At 62.3% G+C, this 21860-nt stretch carries 20 protein-coding genes; 7 read left to right on the top strand and 13 right to left on the bottom strand.

Annotated elements, in window-relative coordinates; translation table 11 throughout:
• Nucleotides 1-23 precede the first annotated feature (23 nt).
• The 3 genes from lon to T281_RS04360 all read right to left on the bottom strand — a co-directional run bounded on the left by lon (nt 24) and on the right by T281_RS04360 (nt 3331).
• Nucleotides 24-2396 (bottom strand): endopeptidase La, encoded by a 2373-nt coding sequence (lon, locus tag T281_RS04350; protein ID WP_052037025.1) that lies wholly within the window; start codon nt 2394-2396, stop codon nt 24-26.
• 54 nt (nt 2397-2450) lie between these two features.
• Nucleotides 2451-2858, bottom strand: a complete 408-nt coding sequence (locus T281_RS04355) for an Hsp20/alpha crystallin family protein (RefSeq protein WP_013420293.1) — start codon at nt 2856-2858, stop codon at nt 2451-2453.
• A 185-nt stretch (nt 2859-3043) separates the two neighbouring features.
• Nucleotides 3044-3331, bottom strand: a complete 288-nt coding sequence (locus tag T281_RS04360; RefSeq protein ID WP_037234842.1) for a DUF3175 domain-containing protein — start codon at nt 3329-3331, stop codon at nt 3044-3046.
• A gap of 297 nt (nt 3332-3628) precedes the next feature.
• On the opposite strand from T281_RS04360, the gene T281_RS04365 reads away from it, so the two are divergent.
• The 4 genes from T281_RS04365 to T281_RS04380 all read left to right on the top strand — a co-directional run bounded on the left by T281_RS04365 (nt 3629) and on the right by T281_RS04380 (nt 6829).
• Complete coding sequence (locus tag T281_RS04365) at nt 3629-4537, top strand: amino acid ABC transporter substrate-binding protein (protein ID WP_037234844.1); 909 nt, start codon at nt 3629-3631, stop codon at nt 4535-4537.
• Between the two features lie 57 nt (nt 4538-4594).
• Complete coding sequence (locus T281_RS04370) at nt 4595-5329, top strand: amino acid ABC transporter permease (protein WP_037234846.1); 735 nt, start codon at nt 4595-4597, stop codon at nt 5327-5329.
• Between the two features lie 7 nt (nt 5330-5336).
• Nucleotides 5337-6029 (top strand): amino acid ABC transporter permease, encoded by a 693-nt coding sequence (locus T281_RS04375; protein ID WP_037234849.1) that lies wholly within the window; start codon nt 5337-5339, stop codon nt 6027-6029.
• 77 nt (nt 6030-6106) lie between these two features.
• Nucleotides 6107-6829 (top strand): amino acid ABC transporter ATP-binding protein, encoded by a 723-nt coding sequence (locus tag T281_RS04380; protein WP_037234868.1) that lies wholly within the window; start codon nt 6107-6109, stop codon nt 6827-6829.
• 77 nt (nt 6830-6906) lie between these two features.
• Here T281_RS04380 and T281_RS18165 read toward each other — a convergent pair whose 3' ends face one another.
• A complete protein-coding gene (locus T281_RS18165) occupies nt 6907-7077 on the bottom strand; it encodes a YegP family protein (protein WP_081796589.1) in 171 nt (56 codons plus the stop codon).
• A gap of 258 nt (nt 7078-7335) precedes the next feature.
• Here T281_RS18165 and T281_RS04385 point away from each other — a divergent pair, with 258 nt between their 5' ends.
• Nucleotides 7336-8253 (top strand): prephenate dehydratase, encoded by a 918-nt coding sequence (locus tag T281_RS04385; protein WP_037234852.1) that lies wholly within the window; start codon nt 7336-7338, stop codon nt 8251-8253.
• A gap of 61 nt (nt 8254-8314) precedes the next feature.
• On the opposite strand, the gene T281_RS04390 is transcribed toward T281_RS04385, so the two are convergent.
• Nucleotides 8315-8839, bottom strand: coding sequence for a sigma-70 family RNA polymerase sigma factor (locus T281_RS04390; protein ID WP_052037016.1), 525 nt, complete (start codon nt 8837-8839; stop codon nt 8315-8317).
• Between the two features lie 186 nt (nt 8840-9025).
• On the opposite strand from T281_RS04390, the gene T281_RS04395 reads away from it, so the two are divergent.
• Nucleotides 9026-9817, top strand: a complete 792-nt coding sequence (locus T281_RS04395) for a hypothetical protein (protein ID WP_037234854.1) — start codon at nt 9026-9028, stop codon at nt 9815-9817.
• 124 nt (nt 9818-9941) lie between these two features.
• Here the strand turns inward: T281_RS04395 and T281_RS17420 are convergent, their stop codons facing one another.
• From T281_RS17420 to T281_RS04430, 8 genes are all read right to left on the bottom strand, one after another.
• The gene (locus T281_RS17420; protein ID WP_081796590.1) at nt 9942-11852 is read right to left on the bottom strand and encodes an NYN domain-containing protein; all 1911 of its coding nucleotides are present in this window, start codon (nt 11850-11852) and stop codon (nt 9942-9944) included.
• Between the two features lie 323 nt (nt 11853-12175).
• On the bottom strand, nt 12176-15349 hold the full coding sequence (locus tag T281_RS04405; protein ID WP_037234856.1) for an efflux RND transporter permease subunit: 3174 nt from the start codon (nt 15347-15349) through the stop codon (nt 12176-12178).
• A 20-nt stretch (nt 15350-15369) separates the two neighbouring features.
• Complete coding sequence (locus T281_RS04410; protein ID WP_052037018.1) at nt 15370-16527, bottom strand: efflux RND transporter periplasmic adaptor subunit; 1158 nt, start codon at nt 16525-16527, stop codon at nt 15370-15372.
• Between the two features lie 26 nt (nt 16528-16553).
• Nucleotides 16554-17147, bottom strand: coding sequence for a TetR/AcrR family transcriptional regulator (locus tag T281_RS04415; protein WP_037234877.1), 594 nt, complete (start codon nt 17145-17147; stop codon nt 16554-16556).
• A 152-nt stretch (nt 17148-17299) separates the two neighbouring features.
• Nucleotides 17300-17635: a hypothetical protein gene (locus T281_RS17425; protein WP_155955098.1), complete on the bottom strand. Its 336-nt coding sequence runs from the start codon at nt 17633-17635 to the stop codon at nt 17300-17302.
• Nucleotides 17592-17951 (bottom strand): hypothetical protein, encoded by a 360-nt coding sequence (locus T281_RS17430; RefSeq protein WP_052037021.1) that lies wholly within the window; start codon nt 17949-17951, stop codon nt 17592-17594. Before T281_RS17430 ends, T281_RS17425 begins: the two co-directional genes overlap by 44 nt.
• 231 nt (nt 17952-18182) lie before the next feature.
• Nucleotides 18183-18638: a DUF992 domain-containing protein gene (locus T281_RS04425; RefSeq protein ID WP_037234858.1), complete on the bottom strand. Its 456-nt coding sequence runs from the start codon at nt 18636-18638 to the stop codon at nt 18183-18185.
• Nucleotides 18639-18829: 191 nt separating this feature from the next.
• Complete coding sequence (locus T281_RS04430) at nt 18830-19873, bottom strand: mitochondrial fission ELM1 family protein (protein ID WP_052037023.1); 1044 nt, start codon at nt 19871-19873, stop codon at nt 18830-18832.
• Nucleotides 19874-20157: 284 nt separating this feature from the next.
• Between T281_RS04430 and T281_RS04435 the strand changes: the two genes are divergently transcribed.
• On the top strand, nt 20158-21744 hold the full coding sequence (locus tag T281_RS04435; protein WP_052037024.1) for an ArnT family glycosyltransferase: 1587 nt from the start codon (nt 20158-20160) through the stop codon (nt 21742-21744).
• Nucleotides 21745-21860 lie beyond the last annotated feature (116 nt).

Below are 21860 nucleotides of genomic sequence, written 5' to 3' on the forward strand. Positions count from 1 at the left end.
GCTTTTTTCCAAAGCGGCTTGCCCTAATGCACCGAGGCCGGCGCTTCCGGCTGCGGCTCGCTTTCCAGTGCCGCCGCGATCACATCGTCCACGCGTTCGAGCCAGACGAAGTCGAGGCTCTTGCGCGTCTCTTCGGGGATGTCATCATAATCGCGACGATTGCGCGCAGGCAACATAACACGCGTTAACCCCGCGCGCGCCGCCGCCGTTACTTTTTCCTTAATGCCGCCAACCGGCAGCACGAGACCGCGCAAGCTGATCTCGCCCGTCATCGCCGTGTCGCTGCGCACCGTGCGCCCCGATAGCAGCGAATAGAGCGCGGTAAACATCGCCACGCCCGCGCTGGGGCCGTCCTTCGGGGTCGCGCCCGCCGGAACGTGGATGTGGATATCGCTCTTTTCGAAGAGCGCCGGATCGAGCCCGAGCGACGTTGCACGGTTCTTCACGAGGCTGAGCGCGGCTTGCGCGCTTTCGCGCATCACATCGCCGAGCTGGCCGGTGAGGATGAGCACGCCCTTGCCGGGCGCGCGCGTCGCCTCGATGAAGAGGATATCGCCGCCAACAGGCGTCCAGGCTAGGCCCGTCGCCACGCCGGGAACGCTGGTGCGCATCGCAACTTCGTTCTCGAAACGCGGCTGGCCGAGGATGCCCACGAGGTCATCCGTGTGGATCTGCACCTTGTCGCCCGGCGCTTCGGCGATGCGCACCGCGACGTTGCGCAACACCTTGCCGATTTCGCGTTCGAGCGAGCGCACGCCTGCCTCGCGCGTGTAGTCCTCGATGATGGCGGTCAGCGCGTCGTCGTCGATGCCCGCCTGCGCGGTGGTGAGGCCATTCGCTTCAAGCTGGCGCGCCACGAGATAGCGCTTGGCGATTTCGAGCTTTTCCTTCGCCGTATAACCCGCAAGCTGGATGATCTCCATGCGGTCGAGGAGCGGGCCGGGGATCGTGTCCAGCATGTTCGCCGTCGCGATGAAGGTAACGCGCGACAGGTCGAACGGCACGCCGAGATAAGCGTCGCGGAACGTATTGTTCTGCTCGGGGTCGAGCACTTCGAGCATCGCCGCGAACGGGTCGCCCTGAATGCCGCGCCCCATCTTGTCGATCTCGTCCAGCATCATCACCGCGTTGCGCTGACCCGCCTTCTTGATCCCCTGAATGATATTGCCCGGCAGCGAGCCGATATAGGTGCGCCGATGGCCACGGATTTCCGCCTCGTCATGCACGCCGCCAAGGCTGACGCGCACGAAGGGCCGCTCCATCGCGCGGGCGATGGACTGGCCGAGCGAGGTCTTGCCGACGCCGGGCGGGCCGACGAAGCACAGGATCGGGGCCTTGCCCTGCGGCGCGAGCTTGCGAACGGCAAGATATTCGATGATGCGCTGCTTGATCTTGTCGAGGCCGAAATGGTCGTCTTCGAGGATCTTGCGCGCCTGCGCGATGTCGATCGGCTTTTCATCCGGCAGCGCCCAGGGAAGCTCGGTGAGCGTGTCGAGATAGGTGCGGATCATGCCCGCTTCGGCCGCCTGCTCGGGCAGACGCTCATAGCGACGCAGCTCCTTTTTCGCCTGCGTCTCCACCTCGGTGGGCATCTGCGCCTTGGCAATGGCCGCGGCAAGTTCGGCGACCTCATCGGATTTGCCGTCGCCTTCGCCGAGCTGGCGCTGGATCGCCGCCATCTGTTCGCGCAACACGGCCTCGCGCTGGCGCTCGTCGAACACGGCTTTCGTCTGCCGGCCGATTTCCTGCGTGAGCCGCAGCACCTCAATGCGCTCGGACAGAAGCCGCGAGACCTTTTCCATGCGGATGGGCAGATCGACGGTTTCGAGGATTTCCTGCTTCTGCTCGCTCGGGATGTCCATATAGGCGGTGACCAGGTCGGCCAGCATTGCGCCCGAAGTGGCGTTCTGCATCGCGTTGACGAGTTCGGTCGGCACCTGCGGCAGAAGCTCCAGCGCCTCGACCGCCTTTTGGCGCAAAACCATCATGCGCGCTTCGATCTCCGCGCCATCTTCCGACGGTTCGGCGATCCGCTGCACGTTCGCGATCAGCACAGGCCGTTCCTGCTGGAAATCGAGCACGCGGAAGCGCTCGACGCCCTGCACGATGACGTGGTGTGTGCCGTCCGGCGCGGTGACGTAGCGCGCGATGTTCGCGACGGTGCCGACGCGGTGCATGTCGTTGCCGTGGGGCTCGGCGTTGCTGCTGTCGCGCTGCATGAGGATGCCGATCTGCTTTTCCTCGCGCATGGCCTGCTGAACCGCCGCGATGGAAATAGGCCGACCGATGGAGATCGGGAAGAGCGTGCCGGGGAAGATCGTCGTTTCGCGGATCGGGAGGATGAGAAGCGCGTTTGAACCGTCGGTGCCATCCGCCACGGTTTCACCGGGCTGCATCTCGGCCTCCGGCGCCGGACCGGTATTGGATTGATCCATTATGCCGCTTCCTTGTCAGAGAGATTTCTTTTCGAGGGTGATGAGCAGGCAGCCGTTGCTGGCCTGTCGCTGGACCGAAACATAATGCGCGGGCGGTAGCGGAATGCGCCGCGCGAAACGGCCCTGCGGCAGCTCAAGCTGATGAATGAGCGCCGTGCGCAGTTCTTCCGGCAGCGAGCGCTTGCCCGAGACGGTGAGCATGCCGCCCTCGATCACCGCATCCACGGTTTCGGGATCGACGCCCGGCAACGCGCACAGGATGAGCACTTCGGTCTTCGTTTCGAGAACGTCAACCGGCGGCTCCCAGGCCGGTTGCCCTGCCTGATGATGAACCTGAAAAAACTGCTGGTGTAGACGCTGGGCGCGGGAAAGGCGGTCAAGCGCCTCGAACCACATCCAGGTCGTGAATTCCTTTTTTGTCATGAAGTGCGTTCCTGACATCGGATGCTCGGATGCGCGTGAGAGAGCCACAGCCAAGCCGGATCGAGGGAATGGGGGTGCCTGCTATTCCCGGATGAATATGGACGGTGGGTGGGACAGCTTTCAAGGCTTCGCAATACGGATTATCCAGCGGGCGAGCGGCGCGTCCCTCGCAAAGGAAGGCGAGGCTACCGGTGCGGGGCTTTCCCGTAGAGTTTGCGAAGCTCGTCCTTCGCGCGTTCGAGCACCTGTTTGCGCTCGGCGGAAAGGGTGTGACCTGCGCGGTTGATGTAGAAGGTGAGCATCGACATGGCCGAGCGGAACGGCGGAGCCTTGCGGCGATCGCTCTTTTCCGCCGAGGCCTTCAGCGAGGCCGCGATTTTCCTCGGATCGTCGAGCGTGAAGACATCGGGTTCAAGGCTTAACGCATCGCTCGTTTCGGTTACATGCTGCGACCAGCGGTTTTGACTCGCCATCTGCTGTCTCCCAAAGCGCCGGAAGGGCGCATGCCGGGGAGAACGTTCGGGCGCGACCGGAGTTCTCGGCAACGCGGACTGTGCACAAAAGTCGAAAACCTGCTGCAACGGTGTGCGTCATGGGGACGCGCGCTTATGCAAATGCCGTAGAATTGAGCACAAATGCGGCTTGCCTGTTTCACACGCAGATTTACTGTGAGCAGATGAAACATATAATGCGATCCGCGCTCTCTTTTTGCATATCCTGACAACGCGCTCTCAACCCGTTCAATCAACCAAATAAAGGAGTTTGCATTCATGGCCCTTTCCCGCTGGGTACTCGGACTAGCCTTGTTTGCAATGCCAGGACTGGCTCAGGCGCAGGATCTGACCGGTACCCTGAAGAAGATCAAGGACACCGGCACCATCACCATCGGCTATCGCGAAACGTCGATCCCGTTCTCGTATCTGGGCGCGGAAAACAAGCCCGTGGGCTTCGCGATGGACATCTGCGAAAAGGTCGTCGACGCGGTCAAGAAGGAACTGAAGGACGACGCGATCAAGACAAACTACATCGCCGTTACATCCTCCACACGCATCCCGCTGATCGCCAACGGCACGGTGGACCTCGAATGTGGTTCGACCACCAACAACGCCGAGCGTCAGAAGCAGGTGTCCTACACCAACTCGCACTACCTTTCGGAAAGCAAGTACGTCACCAAGAAGGCGAGCAACATCAACTCGATTGCCGACCTGAAGGGCAAGACCGTCGTTTCCACGGCGGGCACGACCAACATCAAGCAGCTCAACGAACGCAACCAGGCGGATAATCTCGGGCTGACGATCCTGACCGCGAAGGATCACGCCGAAGGCTTCCTGATGGTCGAGACCGATCGCGCCGCAGCCTTCGTGATGGACGACATCCTCCTTGCGGGCCTCGCCGCCAATTCGAAAGATCCGAGCCTCTACGTGATTTCGACGGACGCCTTCTCGAAGGCCGAGCCTTACGGCATCATGTTGCCGAAGGGCGACGAGCCGTTCAAGAAGGTGGTCGATGCCGCGACGGCAGAAATCTACAAGGCCGAAGGCCCGGCGCTCTATACGAAGTGGTTCGGAACCCCGATCCCGCCGAAGAACATCAACCTCAATCTGCCGCTCTCGCCCGCGCTCGCGAAGCAGTTCGAAGCGCCGCTCGATTCGGCCGATCCAGACGCGTACATCCGTTAATCGCATTGCGAGGCGCCCCGGCGCCTCGCTTTTTATTTGCAGCGCGGAGACGGGGTCGTGGACAAGATCGTCGATTGGTTCAGCATTTTCTGGCAGGAGTCGGCCGAGGGAACGGGCACCTATGCCTACACCCTTCTGCTCGGTCTTCAGTTGACTCTCGAAATTTCAGTGATCGCGGCGGTGGTGGCCTTCGTGATGGGGTCCATCGTCGGGGTTTGCCGCACGCTGCCCTCGCCTCTCGTCCGGCGCCTGAGCGGCGCCTATGTCGAGTTTTTTCGTAACATCCCGCTCCTCGTCCAGTTGTTCCTTTGGTACTTCGTGCTGCCCGAGCTTCTGCCCCGCGATATCGGCATGTGGCTGAAGCAGGTGCCGCACTCGAACTTCTACACGGCGGCATTCGGGCTTGGCCTGTTTACGTCGTCGCGCGTGGCGGTGCAGCTTTCGGCGGCGATCACGTCCATGCCGCGCGGCCAGAAGATGGCGGCTACGGCGCTCGGCCTGACGACACGGCAGAGCTACACCAACGTGCTGCTGCCGATGGCCTATCGCATCGTGTTTCCGCCGCTGACGTCGGAGCTTCTCAATCTCATCAAGAATTCGTCGGTCGCGCTGACCATCGGCGTAGCGGAACTGACGCAGAGCGCGCGCAACATGGACAGCTACACGTTTCAGACGTTTCAGGCGTTCACGGCGGCGACGCTGATCTACCTCGTACTCAACATCACGATAACAGCGGTCATGCGGCGGATCGAGCACGGCGTCGCCGTTCCCGGCATGCTCGTGGCGAAGTGAGGCGGCGATGTTCTCGAACTTCGATTTTCAGGTCATCATCGACGCGCTGCCCTACCTCTTCCTTCAGGGCATGGTCTTCACGCTGAAGCTGACGCTTCTCGCGGCGATCTTCGGCACCATCTTCGGCACCGTGCTCGCACTGATGCGCCTTTCGGGCGTATGGCCGCTGCCGCAGATCGCGGGCGCCTATGTGAACTTCGTGCGGTCGCTGCCGTTGCTGCTCGTGATCTTCTGGTTCTTCTTCCTCGTGCCGTTCATCGCGCAGAAGATGGTCGGCTCACCGCGCCCGATCCCCATCGATCCGTTCCTCACTGCGCTGATTACCTTCAGCCTGTTCGAGGCGGTGTTCTTCTCGGAGATCATGCGCGCGGGCATCCAGTCCCTGCCGAAGGGTCAGGTCGCGGCGGGCTATGCGCTCGGCCTCAGCTACACGCAGGTGATGCGGCGTATCGTGCTGCCGCAGGCTTTCCGCAACATGCTGCCGGTGCTGCTCACGCAGACCATCGTGTTGTTCCAGGACACCTCGCTCGTCTATGTGCTGTCGCTGAACGACTTCCTCGGCATCGCGGGCAAGATAGGCCAGCGCGACGGACGCCTCACCGAGATGTATATTTTCGCGGCGCTCGTCTATTTCCTCATTTCCTTCGCGGCCTCGCAGGCGGTCCGACGCTTGCAGGCGCACACGGCAATCATTCGGTAGGGCTTCCACTCATGACCACGGCAACGACAACGCCGAATTCGGCCGCGAAACAGTCCTCTGGCGCGCCCGTCATCCAGATGATCGGCGTCAGCAAATGGTACACGCCCGAATTTCAGGTGCTCGACGCCTGCTCGACATCGGTGCAGAAGGGTGAGGTGGTGGTCGTTTGCGGGCCGTCCGGCTCCGGCAAATCCACGCTCATCAAATGCGTGAACGCGCTCGAACCGTTCCAGCAAGGCGACATCTTCGTCGAGGGCGTGCAGGTCAACGACCGCGCGACGAACCTGCCGAAACTGCGCTCGCGCATCGGCATGGTGTTCCAGAACTTCGAGCTTTTCCCGCATCTCACCATCATGGAAAACCTCACGCTCGCGCAGCGCAAGGTGCTCAAGCGCGGCAAGGACGAAGCCGACGCGAAAGCGCGGAAGCTGCTGCAACGCGTGGGCCTCTCCGATCAGGCGCCGAAATATCCGGGCCAGCTTTCGGGCGGCCAGCAGCAGCGCGTCGCCATCGCCCGCGCGCTCGCCATGGACCCGGTTGCGATGTTGTTCGACGAGCCGACCTCCGCGCTCGACCCGGAAATGGTGAGCGAAGTGCTCGACGTGATGGTGGAGCTTGCGCGCGAGGGCATGACGATGATGGTCGTCACGCACGAAATGGGATTTGCGCGGAAGGTGGCGAATCGGGTTATATTCATGGACAAGGGCGCCATCGTCGAAGACGTGCCCACGGAAGAGTTTTTCGGCAGTCCGCGCTCCGAGCGCGCGCAACTCTTCCTCTCGAAAATCCTGTCCCATTGATCGAATGGCGAAAGTTAACGGGTGTTAACCTTCGTTAACAAGCGGTTAACGCCGGTCATTATGCGCTCGGTCGCCCGTCAGCCTTCACGAACAGGCGTTGTGTCAGAGGTGCTCCTGACAAGGTCGATCGCCGCTTCGCAATCAGCCTTGTTCTTGTAGGATTCGCCGCTGGCAATAATCTCGTTGTTAGCTCCCTGCAAACGCCACCGCCACTCACCGGCCGCGTCTTTCCAGATTGTGAAATACATGAGCCTGTCTCCTCTGATAGGCGCCGCGGAAACTCGCGCGCTGACAAATATAGTTACTATACCGATTCTTCGGCCGGTCCAAACGCGCGGCCTGGTCTCGCTTCGGTGAAAAACCGAAAGAGCGCGCTATGTTGCAATCGCGATTTCGACGGTTGACACCGCGCCTCGCGGGGTGGACACCGAAGCCGATCTTGAAAAAGCGCGCGAAATCCTCGCAAGTGAGGACGGCGCGCCGCTTCGGCGAAACAGGTTAGAGTGATGACATCCATTTCAACGGCCGCGACGGCCACGCCCGCGAAGATCGCCTATCAAGGCGAGCCGGGCGCGAATTCGCATATTGCCTGCATCAATTACGATGCGTCGCTCGAACCCTTCCCGTGCGCTACGTTCGAGGAAGCGCTGCTGGCGGTGAAGCACCGCGCGGTGCGCTATGCGCTGATCCCGGTGGAGAATTCGGTCGCAGGCCGGGTTGCTGACGTTCATTACCTCTTGCCGAATTCCGGGGTGCATGTCGTCGGCGAGCATTTCGAGCGCATCTATCATCAGCTCATGGCGCTGCCCGGCGTGGATTTGTCTGCGCTGAAGACCGTTCACAGCCATACCCAGGCACTCGGCCAGTGCCGCAGTGCGATCCAGAAGCTTGGCCTGCGCCCCGTGCCAGAGGCCGACACCGCCGGCTCCGCGCGCATGGTGGCTGAGGAGGGCGATCCGACAAAGGCCGCCATCGCCTCGAAGCTCGCCGCCGATATCTACGGGCTGCGCATCCTGAAAAGCGACATCGAGGATGCGGCGCATAACACCACGCGCTTTCTTGCGCTCGCCGATGAAGCGGTGATGCCCGAGTCGGGCAATGGCCCCACGCTGACCACTTTTGTCTTCCGCGTCCGCAACGTGCCCGCCGCGCTGTACAAGGCGCTCGGCGGCTTCGCGACGAATGGCGTCAATATGACGAAGCTCGAATCCTATCAGCCGGAAGGCAGCTTCAGCGCCACGATGTTCTATGCGGACGTTGAAGGCCACCCCGAGGATCGCCCGCTCAAGCTCTCACTTGAGGAACTGGCGTTCTATTCGACAGAGGTCGTTGTGCTCGGCACCTATCCCGCGAGCCCGTTCCGCGACACGCTGAAGAAATTGCCGGTGGACGATGAGCCGCGCGCGCTGTTCTCCGCGCGATAGACATGCGCTAAACGGCATCGCTGAAGCTGCGGGCGAATCCGGCGGTTTTTTTGCCGTCTCGTTATTCCTGATGCTGGTTCGCGGCCGGAACGTCGATGGCCGCGCGCAGAGCATTGCGCGCCCTGGAGAGCCGCGATTTCACGGTTCCGACGGAAATATTCAGCACCGACGCCGCTTCCTCGTAGCGAAGGCCTTCCACCGCGATCAGCATCAGCACCTCTCGATGATCCTCCGTGAGGTCGAGAAATGCGTTCTGCACCTCGGACAGGACGATGTGATTGAGCTGCTGCGGCGAGCTGTAAAGCGGCGCATCCCTCTCAAGCCCGTTGCGATAGGCGATGTCGTGCTGAGCGCGCCGCTTGTCGTTTCGGAAAACGTTCTTCAGAATGACAAAAAGCCACGCCCGTAAATTTGTGCCCGGCTGCCATGATCCGATGTTTGCGATGGCGCGGGCGAGGCATTCCTGCACGAGGTCGTCGGAATAATCGGCGTCGCGCGTCATGTAGCGCGCGAACCGGCGCAGGCGCGGGATCTCTGCCTTCATCGCTGCGATAGTGTCGGTCGTTACGTCGCGATTATTGGGCATCGGGAATAAGCATTTCTTCTACCTTCGATAGATATAGGCGTCGAGTGTTAAGAAAGTAAGGCTTCGGCTTTGCGTCGCCGACTCTACTGGAACGATCATCTCTCGCGTCGTGTTGCAACTCACAAACCGCTGAACACTGAGTTAAGGGCGCACACCGCACCGCTCCGGCGTATTGGGAGAGAAATCATGGCGAATGTCACACTGGAGAACCGCGCCGCCGACGGGCAATCCGCTCAGCCGCGTCACGAACTGGACGCCACAAATCTCCCCGATCCGGAAGCTCTGCCGGAGCTTCGCATTTATAGCCGATCGACCATATTCTATTGGTGGCCGATCTGGCTCTGCGGTTACGCCGCTGCGGCGCTGACGTATTTCGGCGGAGAGAAGGTTGCGCTTTCCAACGGAACCGAGATCTACGTTCATCCCAACACGGGGCTCGGCCTGACTTTCGTGGTAATCCTCGCGCTGGTCATGATGCTGACGAACGTCAAACTTCGGGGCATCTACTCCGTCGTGTTCATATTGTCGGCTGCGTTCATGACGGTTCTGCTTGGTTGGTTGGGATGGTGGGACCGGATCTTCGCGTTCATCCCGCAACTCACTGTCTTCATGAATTTTGGCTTCTATTTCATCTTCTCAACGCTGCTGCTCGGCATATGGCTCGCGCGTTTTCTGGTGTTCGACAAGCTCGTGTTCTGGCGTGTCCGCCCCGGTCAGCTCACGGCCGAGCGCGTGATCGGCGGCGGCGAGCAAAGCTTCGACACCCGCGGCATGTTGTTCGAGCAGCGGAGCGACGATTTTTTCCGCCACAAGATCCTCGGTCTGGGATCGGCGGATTTGCTTCTGATTACGACTGGCGCGCGCAAGGAGGAAATCGACATCCCAAACGTCCTCTTCGCTGATCGAAAAATCAAGATGATGCAGCGGCTTATAGCAATCAAGCCCGACGAGGCGCTGGCGCACACGATCAAGCGTTGATCCGCACAGCGGGCCTGGAAGCGTTGTAAGCCCGCAGCGCTACACGCCGCCGCCAAGTTTCCAAAACAAAAGCGGCCCATAGGGCCGCTTTTGTTTTGGTACGCAGCTTGAGCGGCACGTGCCGTCAATGCTTGAAGCTGAAACGCTGTTTTGGCGCCTGCTCCGGTTCCAGTTCACGGTCGAACCCGAAATCCGGGGGAAGAGGAATGTCGTTGCGAGGATCCGGCGGCGGCAGCGCGGTATCCGCCATGTAGCTGCGGGGGTTGGGCGCGGGTCGTTGCGCGCCGACCGGCGTCAGCGGCGCCGGCTGCGGGGTCACGCTCGAATTTATCGCCGTCTGGCCGACCGCCGACCACTGGCTTGCACCGAACCAGACCTGCACGAGTTGATGCTCGTCCTCGGTGAGCTTCACCCCGGCATGATGGCACTTCGCCAGTACGAAATCGCGATAGGCGCGCGCCACGGCCGCCGGTGAGCGGGTGTGTTCAAGCCATGGGTCGATCTCGTCCACCGCGTCGAGCACGAAGGACACGTCTTTCATCGCCACGCGAAGCCCCTCCCGCGTGGCCCGCTCGACGACAGCCTGCGCCGTCTTCACGGGCGCGAATCCGCGCTCCTGCACCTCGGTGGCGATCAGCGTGAACAGCATCTGATATTCGCTCGGAGGAAGCGGCGGCGCTTTGCACGCGTCATAAATGCGCGTGATGGATGTTTGCAGTTCCGCGAGCTTCGAAGACCCCGTTTCCTGCGGCTGAGGTTGCGGAGCGGGCTGCCGGTCCACAAGCTTCTGCGGGGCGAGTTGCAGCGCCGCCACGTCGACGCGCTCCTCAAGCCGGTGTCTCGTAGGATCGTAGACGAAATGCGGCGGCTTGTCCGTGAGCCGGTAGTTGTCCGGCAGCGTCGCATTGAGGAAGTTCAGGAACCCGCCGGAGCCCGCCCAATTGGTGCCGAGCGTTTTTGCGTGGCCAAGGATTTTTTGCGCGCGATCCGCGAGATAGGCGATCGGCACGGGCTTTTCCGAGGATTGAACCACATCGAGAACGAGAGTCAGGATCTCGGCGCCGATGGACTGAAAATCTTCGATCAGGGATTGCACCGCCGAATTGGCATGCGACGACGGCCTGCGCTTTGCCGGCTCCATACTATAGCCGCTGTAGTTCGGCGCGGCGGGGATTGCCTGCGCGGGCGCCCCATACGCAGGTGACGGCGCGGGTATCGCCTGGGCGGGCGCGCCATAGCCCTGAAATGACGGATGCCCGTTGAAGCCGGCTTGCTGCGCGGCAGGCAGCGATGCCGCTGGAGCCGGTGCCGCTGGAAGAGTGGCTGGTGGCGAATAGGAGCGGTTCTGCTCATAGCCTTGTTGCCGTGCGCCGTCATAGCCCAGGCGCGGCGTGCGATCCTGCCCGATCATTGGCGCATCGCCCGCGCTCTCGCCGAGAAGGAAGGCGATCATATCGCGCTCTTCGATCCAGCCGTCGCTGAACGCCTTGTAGATGTCGGCGGTGCTTTCATTCGCGTAGACCACCGTGCGGCGGTCGTGCGAGCGAAGGTGATGCAAAACCGGCGTGAAATCGGCGTCGCCCGAAAGGACGATAAACTCCCCGAACCGTGTCGGATGCTCCAGAAAGTCGCGGATGTCGCACGCGATCTTGATATCGGTGCCGTTCTTGAACTGGTTGGACAGCGGCTGGCAATCCACCACTTCAAGCCCCGCCATCATGAAATTCACGCGGACATCGGCGAAGTTGTGTGGATCGTGCGGGCCGCCACGGCTGATGAGCTTGCGGCCCGGATTGCCGTAGCAGCGCGCCACGGCGAATCGCCGCCGCACATAATCCGAATGCGACTTGAAGCGGACAAGCCCGCCCGTTGCAATTCGAGCCATCCATTCAGCCGGATTTCGGGCGAATCGCCCCGCGGCCTCCTCGCTCTGGCGTCGCAAGGATAGATACACGTTGTCGAAATCGACGAACAACGCGGAAAGGCAGACCTCCGCGGACCCCGGAATCATAGCTCTATACCCCGCTCGGACCATCGTCTGCCAACATGACCCCTCAAACCGGCACACGATAGTTTATTTAAATTTATGGCCACTTAGCAAGGCTCCTGCTCAGCCTTGCCTTAACTCTGGCCATTCACATTTCGGAATCGCGACGCGAATTTTAAAGCGGGCTCCTTGCCCTGATCGAGCCTCGTCCGCATTCGAGGCCCGAAATCCCTCTGTCGCTCACGCCACTCCGAGAAGATAAGGCATTAAATGGTAAACGGCCCCCCCGCGCAAGCCCAACCTCCGCGCGCGGAGCTTATCCACATGGTGTGGAACAGGGGGACTGATAACTTCCGGCTGCGGCACATCTTCTATTGACCCGCTTTTGCAAGCTCCGGCTGTACGCCACCATTTTCTTGCGTAGGGCATTCGGTTCTGCGCTCCGCCGACGGCACTTCGACCCTGAATACAAGCGCATAGAGAGCTGGCAGAAACGTCATCGTGAGAGCTGTCGCGGCGAGGATTCCGCCCATCATGGCCGCCGCCATGGGCCCCCAGAACGAGGACTCCGCCAGCGGAATGAGCGCCAGCACGGCCGCCGTCGCCGTCAGCATGATCGGGCGGAAGCGTCGCACTGCCGAGCCGACGATGGCGTTATAGGTGTCGATCCCCGAGGCGAGATCCTGCTGGATCTGATCCACGAGAATAACCGTGTTGCGCATGATGATGCCGGCAAGCGCGATCACGCCCAGGATCGCCACGAAGCCGAAGGGCATCTGCGTCACGACAAGCGCGAAGGACGCACCGATAATGCCGAGCGGCGCCGTTACCAGCACCAGCATCGTGTGCGAGAAGCTCTGTAATTGCACCATGAGCAGGACGAGGATCGCGATCACGAGGATCGGTACCTTTGCTGCAATGGAGGCCTGGCCCTTGCCCGATTCCTCGATGCCGCCTTGCATTTCGATCTGATAGCCAAGCGGCAGGCTCGCGCGGAGGGGCGCAAGTTCCTTATAGATCGCGCTGACGACATCGACCGACTGAACGTCGTCCGGAACCTGCCCGCGCACGGTGATCGTCGGCAGGCGGTTGCGTCGCCACTCGACCCCCGGCTCAAACACAAGCCGCGCCTTGGCGACCTGCGACACGGGCACAGCTGCGCCCGACGCGGTTTTCACATAGGCGTTTTCCACCGCCGTCAGCAGCCCGCGCGTGCGATCCGGCTCGCGCAGCACCACGCCGATGGTCTGGTCCTTCTCGCGGAACTCCGTCAGCGTGCTGCCGGAAAGCACCGTTTGCAGCGTCTGGCGCACCGCGTTCGAGGTTACGCCGATAGCACGCGCGCGGTCTTGATCGATGTCGAGTTGCAGCGTCGGCGCAAGCTCAAGCCAATTGTCGTGCACATTGAAGACGTTCGGATTGGCGGCGGCGGTCTTCGCCACCTCATCCGCGATGCGGCGCACCTGCGCGCGGTCGGGGCCCTGTACGCGAAGCTGGATTGCCCAGCCAACCGGCGGCCCAAGCGCAAGCGGTTCCACCTTGAAACGAACATTCGGGAATTCCGCCGATAGCACAGCGCGCGTTCGATGGATCACAGCGTCGCGCATCACCGTGCCCTCCGCGTTCTTCGGTAAAACGAGGAATTGCGCGAAGTTCTTGGTGCGAAGCTGCTGGTCGAGCGGAAGGAAGAAGCGCGGCGCGCCCTCGCCCACGAAAGCCGTGAAGGTCGCGACATCGGGATCGGCAACCAACTTCTGTTCGAGCTTCTTTGCGGCGGCATCGGTTTCGGCGAACGAGGAACCCTCTGGAAGCCAGAGATCGACAAGAATTTCCGGTCGGTCCGATCCGGGGAAGAACGACTTCGGTACGAACGCAAAGCCGACAATCGCCAGAATGAAGGTTGCTACCGTGATCGCAACAACCTTCTTGCGGTGCAGGATGCACCATGCGATCGCCGCGCGAAGCCGCCGATAGATGGGCGTGTCGTAGACGTCGTGGTGCTCCGGGTTTTCCACCGGACGGTGGCGCAGCATCGTGTGCCCGATGTAGGGCGTGAAATACACGGCCGCCAGCCACGAGATGACAAGCGAGAGGCCCACCACCCAGAACAGCGAGTTCACATATTCGCCCGATGTGCTCGCCGCAAAGCCCACCGGGATGAAGCCCGCCGTTGTGATCAGCGTGCCCGTCAACATCGGAAAAGCCGTCGAGGTGTAGGCGAAGGACGCGGCGCGGACCTTGTCGAAGCCTTCGTCCAGCTTCCGCTCCATCATTTCGACCGCGATCATGGCGTCGTCCACGAGAAGGCCGAGCGCGATGATCAGCGCGCCGAGCGAGATGCGCTGGAGGTCGATACCGATGATGAACATGGCGAGAAACGTCGCGGCGAGCACGAGCGGGATCGTCAGCGCGACGACCACGCCAGCGCGCCAGCCGAGCGCGAACAGCGACACCGCGAGCACGATCAGCAGCGCCTCGCCGAGCGCCTTGAGGAACTCGCCGATGGCCTTCGTCACCACGGCGGGCTGATCCGAGATCTTCGTGAACGTCACGCCCACGGGCAGCTCGTTGTAGATCTGCGCGAGCGCGGTTTCGAGCGTCTTGCCGACTTCGACGACGTTGAAGCCGTTCGCCATGACGACGCCGAGCACCACGGCTTCGTTGCCGTCATGGCGGGTTCGGGCGACCGGCGGATCTTCGAGGCCGCGCTTTATTTCGGCGATGTCGCCGAGGCGGACGGTCTGCGTGCCCGCGCGAAGGCGAAGCTCGCGAATTTCGTCGACGGTGAGGATCGAGCCCTGAACATCGAGCCGGACGGCGCGCTCGCTCGTCTGCACGGACCCGGCGGGCGCCTGGCTGTTCTGCCCGTCCAGCGCCGCCTTGATGTCCTGAACGGTAATGTTGCGCTCGGCAAGGACGCGCGACGGGATTTCGATATAGACCTTTTCCGGCTGCACGCCCAGCAGATCTACCTTTCCGACGCCGCGAACGCGAAGCAGGATGTCACGCGCGGTTTTCGCGAAATCGCGTAGCTCGGGATAGGTGAAGCCTTTGCCCTCGATCGCATAGAGCGCGAGATAGGTGTCGCCGAACTCGTCATTGAAGAACGGCCCGACCACGCCCGCAGGCATGGTCTGCCTGATGTCGCCGATCTTCTTGCGAACCTGATAGAACGCGTCGGGGATCTCTCGTCCGCGCGCCTCGCCGCGGAGATTGACGAAAACCACCGCGCTTCCGGGGTGCGTATAGGACTGGATATAATCGAGCTGGGGCGTTTCCTGAAGCTTGGTCTCGATCTTGTCGACCACTTGCTCCTGCATCTCGTGCACGGACGCGCCCGGCCATTCCACCTGCACGACCATGGTGCGGAACTGGAAGTCCGGGTCTTCCTTCTGGCCGAGATGCAAGAGGGCGTAGATCCCCGTTGCGAGGATGAGTACCAGGAGAAAGCGCGTCAGGCTGCCGTGGCGGATCGCCCATGAAGAAAGGTTGAAGCCGCCGTCGTCTTTGTGCTCCGAAGAAGCATGCGGGTTGGAAGGTTCCATGTCGCCGTCTCGATGTCTGTTCAATAGGTTCGCGAGCCGCGGGCGGCGACCGTTGGGGAGAAGTCGGGCGAAAGACGCACTTTCATGCCGTCCGTCAGGAACTGGATGCCGCCGCTGACCACGATCTCGCCGGGAACGAGGCCGGATTTGATGCGCACGCCATCCTCTGCCACACCACCGAGTGTAACTTCGCGGCGCTTCACCATTTCGCGCTCCTTGTCCGCGACGTAGACGACCGGCTTGCCGCCATCCTCGGTGAGGGCGGTCAGCGGCACGACGACGGGCGGCGTTGCCTCCTGAACGCGGAATGCGACGGATGTCGTCATGCCGAGGCGCATTTCCGGCGTCGGCCGCGTGATGGTCACGCGAACGGCGTAGGTGCGCGAAGCCGTATCCGCGGCGCTGGCGATCTCGCGAATTTTGCCGTCGCTGCTCACGTCCGGCGCGGCCCAGAGCGCGATGCGGGCATTTTCGCCGACGCTGAGTCGCGCAATCTCGTTCTCCGGCACGGCGGCCGTAACCTCGATGGAGTCCGCGAGCGCGAGAGAAATCACCGCCTGCCCCGCGCTCACCACCTGTCCCGGCTCGGCGCGCACCGCTGTCACGACGCCGTCCTTGTCGGCGACGAGAAGTGCATAGCTTGTTGCGTTCGCGGCCTGATCGAACTGATCCTTCGCGGAGGTGTAGGCCGCCGTTGCGGCATCGTATTCCAGCTTCCGCTGATCGTAGACCGCCTTCGCGATGAAGCCTTTCGGCAGGAGATAGGCGGCGCGGTCGAAGGCGTCCTTCGCGACGTCCACCCGAGCTTTAGCGCTTTGAACGCTGGCACGCGCGCTGTTTTCCGCGAGCTTCAGGTCTATTTCGTCGAGGCGCGCAATCTTCTGGCCCGCTTTCATCTGGTCGCCGACATTCACAAAGCGCTCGACGATTTTGCCCGCCACGCGGAAGCCGAGCTGGCTTTCGATGCGCGGCGCGATCACGCCGGAATAGGTGAGGGTGCGCTCGGCGGATGGCGTTTGAACCACGAAAGTCTTCACCGGGCGAACGGGTTGCGCCGCCTCCTCTTTGTCGCCGCATGCCGCGAGCGCGAGCGGCACGAGGATAACGGCCATGACACCGCAGACGCGGCGGCGGGTGATAGATGACACATTTTCATAATCGTCATTCGAGAACAACATAGGTCCAGCCTTTCCTGCTTATTCGCCTAAGCCCTCAGGGCTGTCAGGACGAACGCGGCCATATCCGAGGCCGAGGGTGTCCTTGGGTTTGATCCGAATTGCGCGACGACAACCGGGTGCGAACAGACGATGATGGCCCCGACAACGCGTCTTGCCGCCAGCTCGGGGTCTTGCGCCCGAAATTCGCCCGACGCAATGCCGCTCGCGATGATTTCGGCGACCATCTCGTCGATAAAGCGAAGATGCGGCTCGATCACATCCCACTGCTGTTCCATGGCGACCACGACCATGTCGTGGACTTTCCTGTCGTTTATGAGCGTGTTGCGCGTGTGAGCTGAAAGATGCTCGATAAACAGCGTAAGGCGTTCGCTTGCCGCACCGCGACCGCTGGCGATCTCGCGAAGGCCGGCCTGCAACTTCGCGATGATTCGTGCGCAGATCGCCTCATTGATCTCGGCCTTGGACCCGAAGTACCGGTAAACGTTCGCGGGCGACATGCCGCATGCATCGGCGATGTCGGCGACCGTCGTCTTCAGATAGCCGAAATGTCGAAAGAGACGCTCGGCCTCGCTCAGAATGCGATCGCGCGTCGTTTCAGCGGTTGAGGCTTGCGCTGCCATGACCTTTTTACTCTGCGCCTGATTAGTGATGAAAAATGACATTCATCACTAATCGAGAATTCCGCAGATGGCAATGTTGTTCCGAGCGTGGGCCGATTTTTGGGATAAGTCTCGACCCGTTCTGCTGCTCACCCTGTCGAAAAATCGCCTTGTCAGCGTTTTTTCGCGGGCTGCAATGTTTGAGCCGCCGACACCGCGCCTGACGGCTTCGGGCGAACCATGGCGATGGAGACGCCGTCGAGCAACCATCGCCCATCGAGTTGCACGAAGATCAGGTCGAAATGCACCTGCTCGGGCGCCGATGAGAAAAGTCCGGTGAGACGAAGAAAACCATTCTCGTTCAAAACGGGGCGCCCAGAAAGCTTGGGCTCAAGAAAGACGACCGGAGAGAGATCGAGCTCACGCTGGCGCAAGGATGCGAAGAGTTCCGATAAACGGGACAGATTATTCGCGCGCTGAAAGCTCGGCGTACTCATGTCGCGAAGCACAGAATAGAACGCCGTTATCGCTGCCCGAACCGCTTCCGATGATCGTATTGGCGCTGACCGTAGCAGTTCCCGAACCAACCGTGCCGACGCCATTCCCCGACGCGTTGCCGCTACCGAGAACAAAGTTGTCCGAGACAACAGCGTCACCGGTCGTCGCGCCGATCCCGTTGCCGGACAGCGAGTCACCGCCAAAGGCGACGGTGTTGTCGGTAATGATCGCCGAGCCTCCGGAAGCACCCTGACCGTTGAGGGCACCGTTCCTGTCGCCGAGGAACGTGTTATTCGACAGCGTGGCCGTACCGTTGCCGTATACCACGCCTGTGACAGTGCCGCTCCCGGCGCCTGCTTCTTCGTCGATTACGAAGTTGTTCGTCAGTACGGCATAACCCGTGCCACCAATATCGCCTTGACCGTTGTATCAACAGGTACCTTTGCAGCCTGTGGATACAGTCCGAAAACGCAAAAAGCCCCGCCGAAGCGGGGCTTTCGAGAACGCCGACCTTAGCGGCCAGCGTCGGCGGTTGCCGCCGATCCTTGGGCTTTGCGATTAACGCAGTTGCAGGCGAGCCGCGCCCGCGCCGATGGCGAGGCCGGTTTGCGCCTTTACGCTGACGGGCTGAAGCGAAACAGTGCGGCTGCTGCCGCCGACGAGCACGTTCGCGCCCGCGCCGATGCCCACCGAGACGTCAGCCGATGCGCCAACATAGTCGCCGCGCAGCGCGTGGCGGCGCAGGCTCGTCGGGGCATAGACAGCCCACACGAGAACCGCCTTGTCGCGGATGCCGACATCGGGCCCGATCCGGTCGATCTTCGCGACGTAGTTTTCACGATGGCCGTATGCGCTGGTGAAAACGCAACGCGCTTCCTGCGAGGAGCCGACGAAGACGCCCTGCGAAGGCGCCGTGAAGCAGCGAAGCACACCGGCGCGCACACCGGCGTCGGCAGCCGTGGTCATTCCGAGCGCGATTGCTGCGCCCGAAAATAAAGTTACAAGCTTATTCATAGATATTCTCCCTCCATATTCGGTACCCCATCTTCAAACTCCAGCTATGCGGCGAAGTTCCGGCAAAGCGATGACGGGGCCGAATCGGACTAAATGACAGGAACGACATAAAAGCTGCTATTTGAGTCGCAGCACTGTGGTCCACAACAAAGTTGTAGCAGAATATTTCTGGTTGCTATATTTTAGTTACACTATCTAAGGTGGTAGTCGCCGATGCGTGCAAGGAACGTCCGCCGCAGAACCTGCGCCACCCGGTCCATCTCGCGGAGCGGTTCGTAAGACCAGTTTTCGATGCGGCCATCGAACATCCGAACGCGCCCGCTCTCTTCGAGCCGTCGCACGAACTCCCCGAACTTGTTGCGGCCGTCCTCGCGCCCGCGCCTGAACGGCAGGCTGGCGATATGGACGGGCTTCCCCGTGCTTGCCGCCTCGGTGATCATGTTGATGGAATCGCACGTCACCACGAAAGCGTCCGCGTGCGCCAGCATGCCGAGATAGGGGTTCACGCCGTGCTGGCCGTCATAGATATACGCGCCGGTGCCCACCAGGGCTTCGGCGAGCGCCGCCATATTGGCCTCGCCGGTGCGGCGCGACCCGCTGACGAGAAGCCCGAAGCCTTGCCCGGCAACTGCGGCGAGCTGCGCGCCCAGCGCGCGCATGTCCTCCGGGCGCAGGTCGTAGCGGGAATTCACGCCGCCGATCAGCACCGCCACGCGAGGGCGCGGGATCGCTGCGAACGCGTCCTCCCAGCGGGGCGCCTCGGCCGCGAGCCGCTGCTGGGTCATGATGTGCAGCGAGCCGTCCATCGTGACGATATTGTCGCCGGTCACGCCGTCATGCCACGGCACCACGATGCGGTCGAATGCGCCGCGCCGGACGACAGGGTCCTGGATCTGCACCGTGAAGGTGTGCCCCTTGCTCGCCTCGCGCAGATATATAAGAGGCAGCGCGCCGGGGCGTCCGGTCGCGATTGCGATGTCGGGCCACGGTGCTTCGAGCGATGCGCCGCTGCTGCTGAAGGCAAAGCGCTTGAACGCAGTGACGTACGGGCTTGCGATGCGCCACGGCTTGCGCAACACGACGCGCTTCAGCACCGGCTGAAGCCCCATCGCTTCCGCGAGGCCGAGCGACTGATTTTCGAGACCGGGGCGCCCGTCGCCTATAACCCAGCAGCTTGGCAGCGGATGCGGCCAGGAAAGGCTGGCTTCGGCGGTTGGGGCGGTGGTTTCGTCCATGGCATTTGCTCGCTACGTTGGCGCTTCGCCCGCAACGGCCTCCGTGTGGCTCGACCCGCACAAGGGATCGGCGACACCCGGAAAGCGCGCCGACGCTCTAGCACGCACGGTCCGCGGCGTAAACGGGTAGGCAATCGCAGGCTGTCCAACCCGACGCAAGGTCGGCTTCGTATAGCCGTAACCGACAAGCCGCGCCTTCGCCTGAGGCGCGGGCCGTGCAATTGGAGTTGATGCACCGCGCCGTCTCGGCTATCGAGCGCGGGAGCAAGAGTGGAGTTGTGCCGATGGTTTCGGTCGGGGAAGCGGCGTTTCGCGAGAAGGCAAACCCTTCGTCGCAGCCCCTTGGCGGAAACGTGGCGGGCGGGAACCTCGCGCTCACGCTCGGCCTGATCGCCGTTGCAGGCCTGCTCATTGCGCGCTTCGTCCTCGCCGCCACCACCGAACTCGCGGAAGACGAAGCCTATTACTGGATGTGGTCGAGGCATCTGGCCGCCGGATATTACGACCACCCCGCAATGATCGCATGGTGGATCCGCGCGGGCACAGAGATCTTCGGCGATACGGCTTTCGGCGTGCGCTTCGTCGGTCTCCTGAGCACGGTCGCCGGATCATACCTTCTATGGCGCGCGAGCCTCGCCTTGTTCGCCGACCGCGCGGCGGCGATTCTCGCCCTCGTGTGGATGAACGCGACCATCCTTTCCGCCGCCGCCGGTATCGTCGCGACGCCCGACACGCCGCTCGCCTTCTTCGCGACCTGCGTGTTGTTCGCGCTCGCGAAGCTCGTCGAAACGGGGCGTGGCGCGTGGTGGCTTGCCATCGGCGCGGCGCTCGGCCTCGCCTTCATGAGCAAATACACCGCCGCCCTGATGCTGCCGGGCCTGTTCCTCTGGATGGTCGGCACGCGCGAAGGCCGCCGGTGGTTCCTGCGCCCCGAGCCCTATCTCGGCGGCGTGGTGGCGCTCGTCGCCATCGCCCCCGTCGTCTGGTGGAACTACGCGCATGACTGGGCGTCCTTCGCGAAGCAGGCCGCGCACGGCGTCAAGGACAAGCCCGCCAACGCCATCGCAAGCATCGGTGAACTGCTCGGCGGACAGGCGGGCTTGGCGACGCCGCTCATCTTTCTCTTCTGCCTTTGGGGAAGTTTCTACGCGCTCGCACGCGGATTGCGGCGCGGCGATGCACGGTGGCTTCTGCTCGGCGGGATCGCCACCCCGATGTGGGCGTTCTTCATCATCCACGCGGCGAGTCAGAAGATCCAGCCAAACTGGCCGGGGCTGGTATATCCTTTTGCGATCCTCGCGGCCGTGCATGGCGGGCTTGCGGTGTTGGGTCATCGCCGCGCGCCAGTGCTTCGCGTCGCCTTCATCGCCGCTCCGTTCGTTGGGGTGGCGTTTACGCTTGTGGCATTGCTCCAGCTCGGCACGGGCGCGATTCCCGTCGAGGGCAAGAAAGACCCGACGGCGCGCATGAAAGGCTGGGCGACGCTCGGCGCGGACATCGACCGTCTTCGGCGCGAGCATGGCGCGGGCCTCGTGCTGACGGATCGTTATGCCATCACGGGCGAACTCGCCTTCTACGGCATGGGCGCCGATGGGGTGGCGCAGGTCAACGACCGCATCCGCTATGCGAATTTTCCGCCGCCCGATGAGGCCCGGCTGAAAGATGCGCCCGCGCTGCTGGTGCTCAAGGCGGGAGCGCAGGCCAAGGCTTCGCTGCCGTTCGATAGCGCTGTTCAAATAGGCACGGTCACGCGACCGGGCGGATTGCGGCCCCGCGACGCTTATGCTGTATTCCTTCTCAGCGGATATCGCGGCGGCCTCTTCGCCTGCAATCCGGCGACCAAACGGGGCGAGACATGCAGCCAGATGTGACAGAAGCGCGGCGCATCGATGCCGCTCCCGCGATTGCCAAAGGGCCGGATCTCACCGTCATCGCGCCAACCTTCAACGAGCGTGAGAATATCGAGCCGCTGATTGAGAAGCTCGCC

It is taken from the genome of Rhodomicrobium udaipurense JA643 (genome assembly GCF_000636015.1).
Taxonomy (GTDB): Bacteria; Pseudomonadota; Alphaproteobacteria; order Rhizobiales; family Rhodomicrobiaceae; genus Rhodomicrobium; species Rhodomicrobium udaipurense.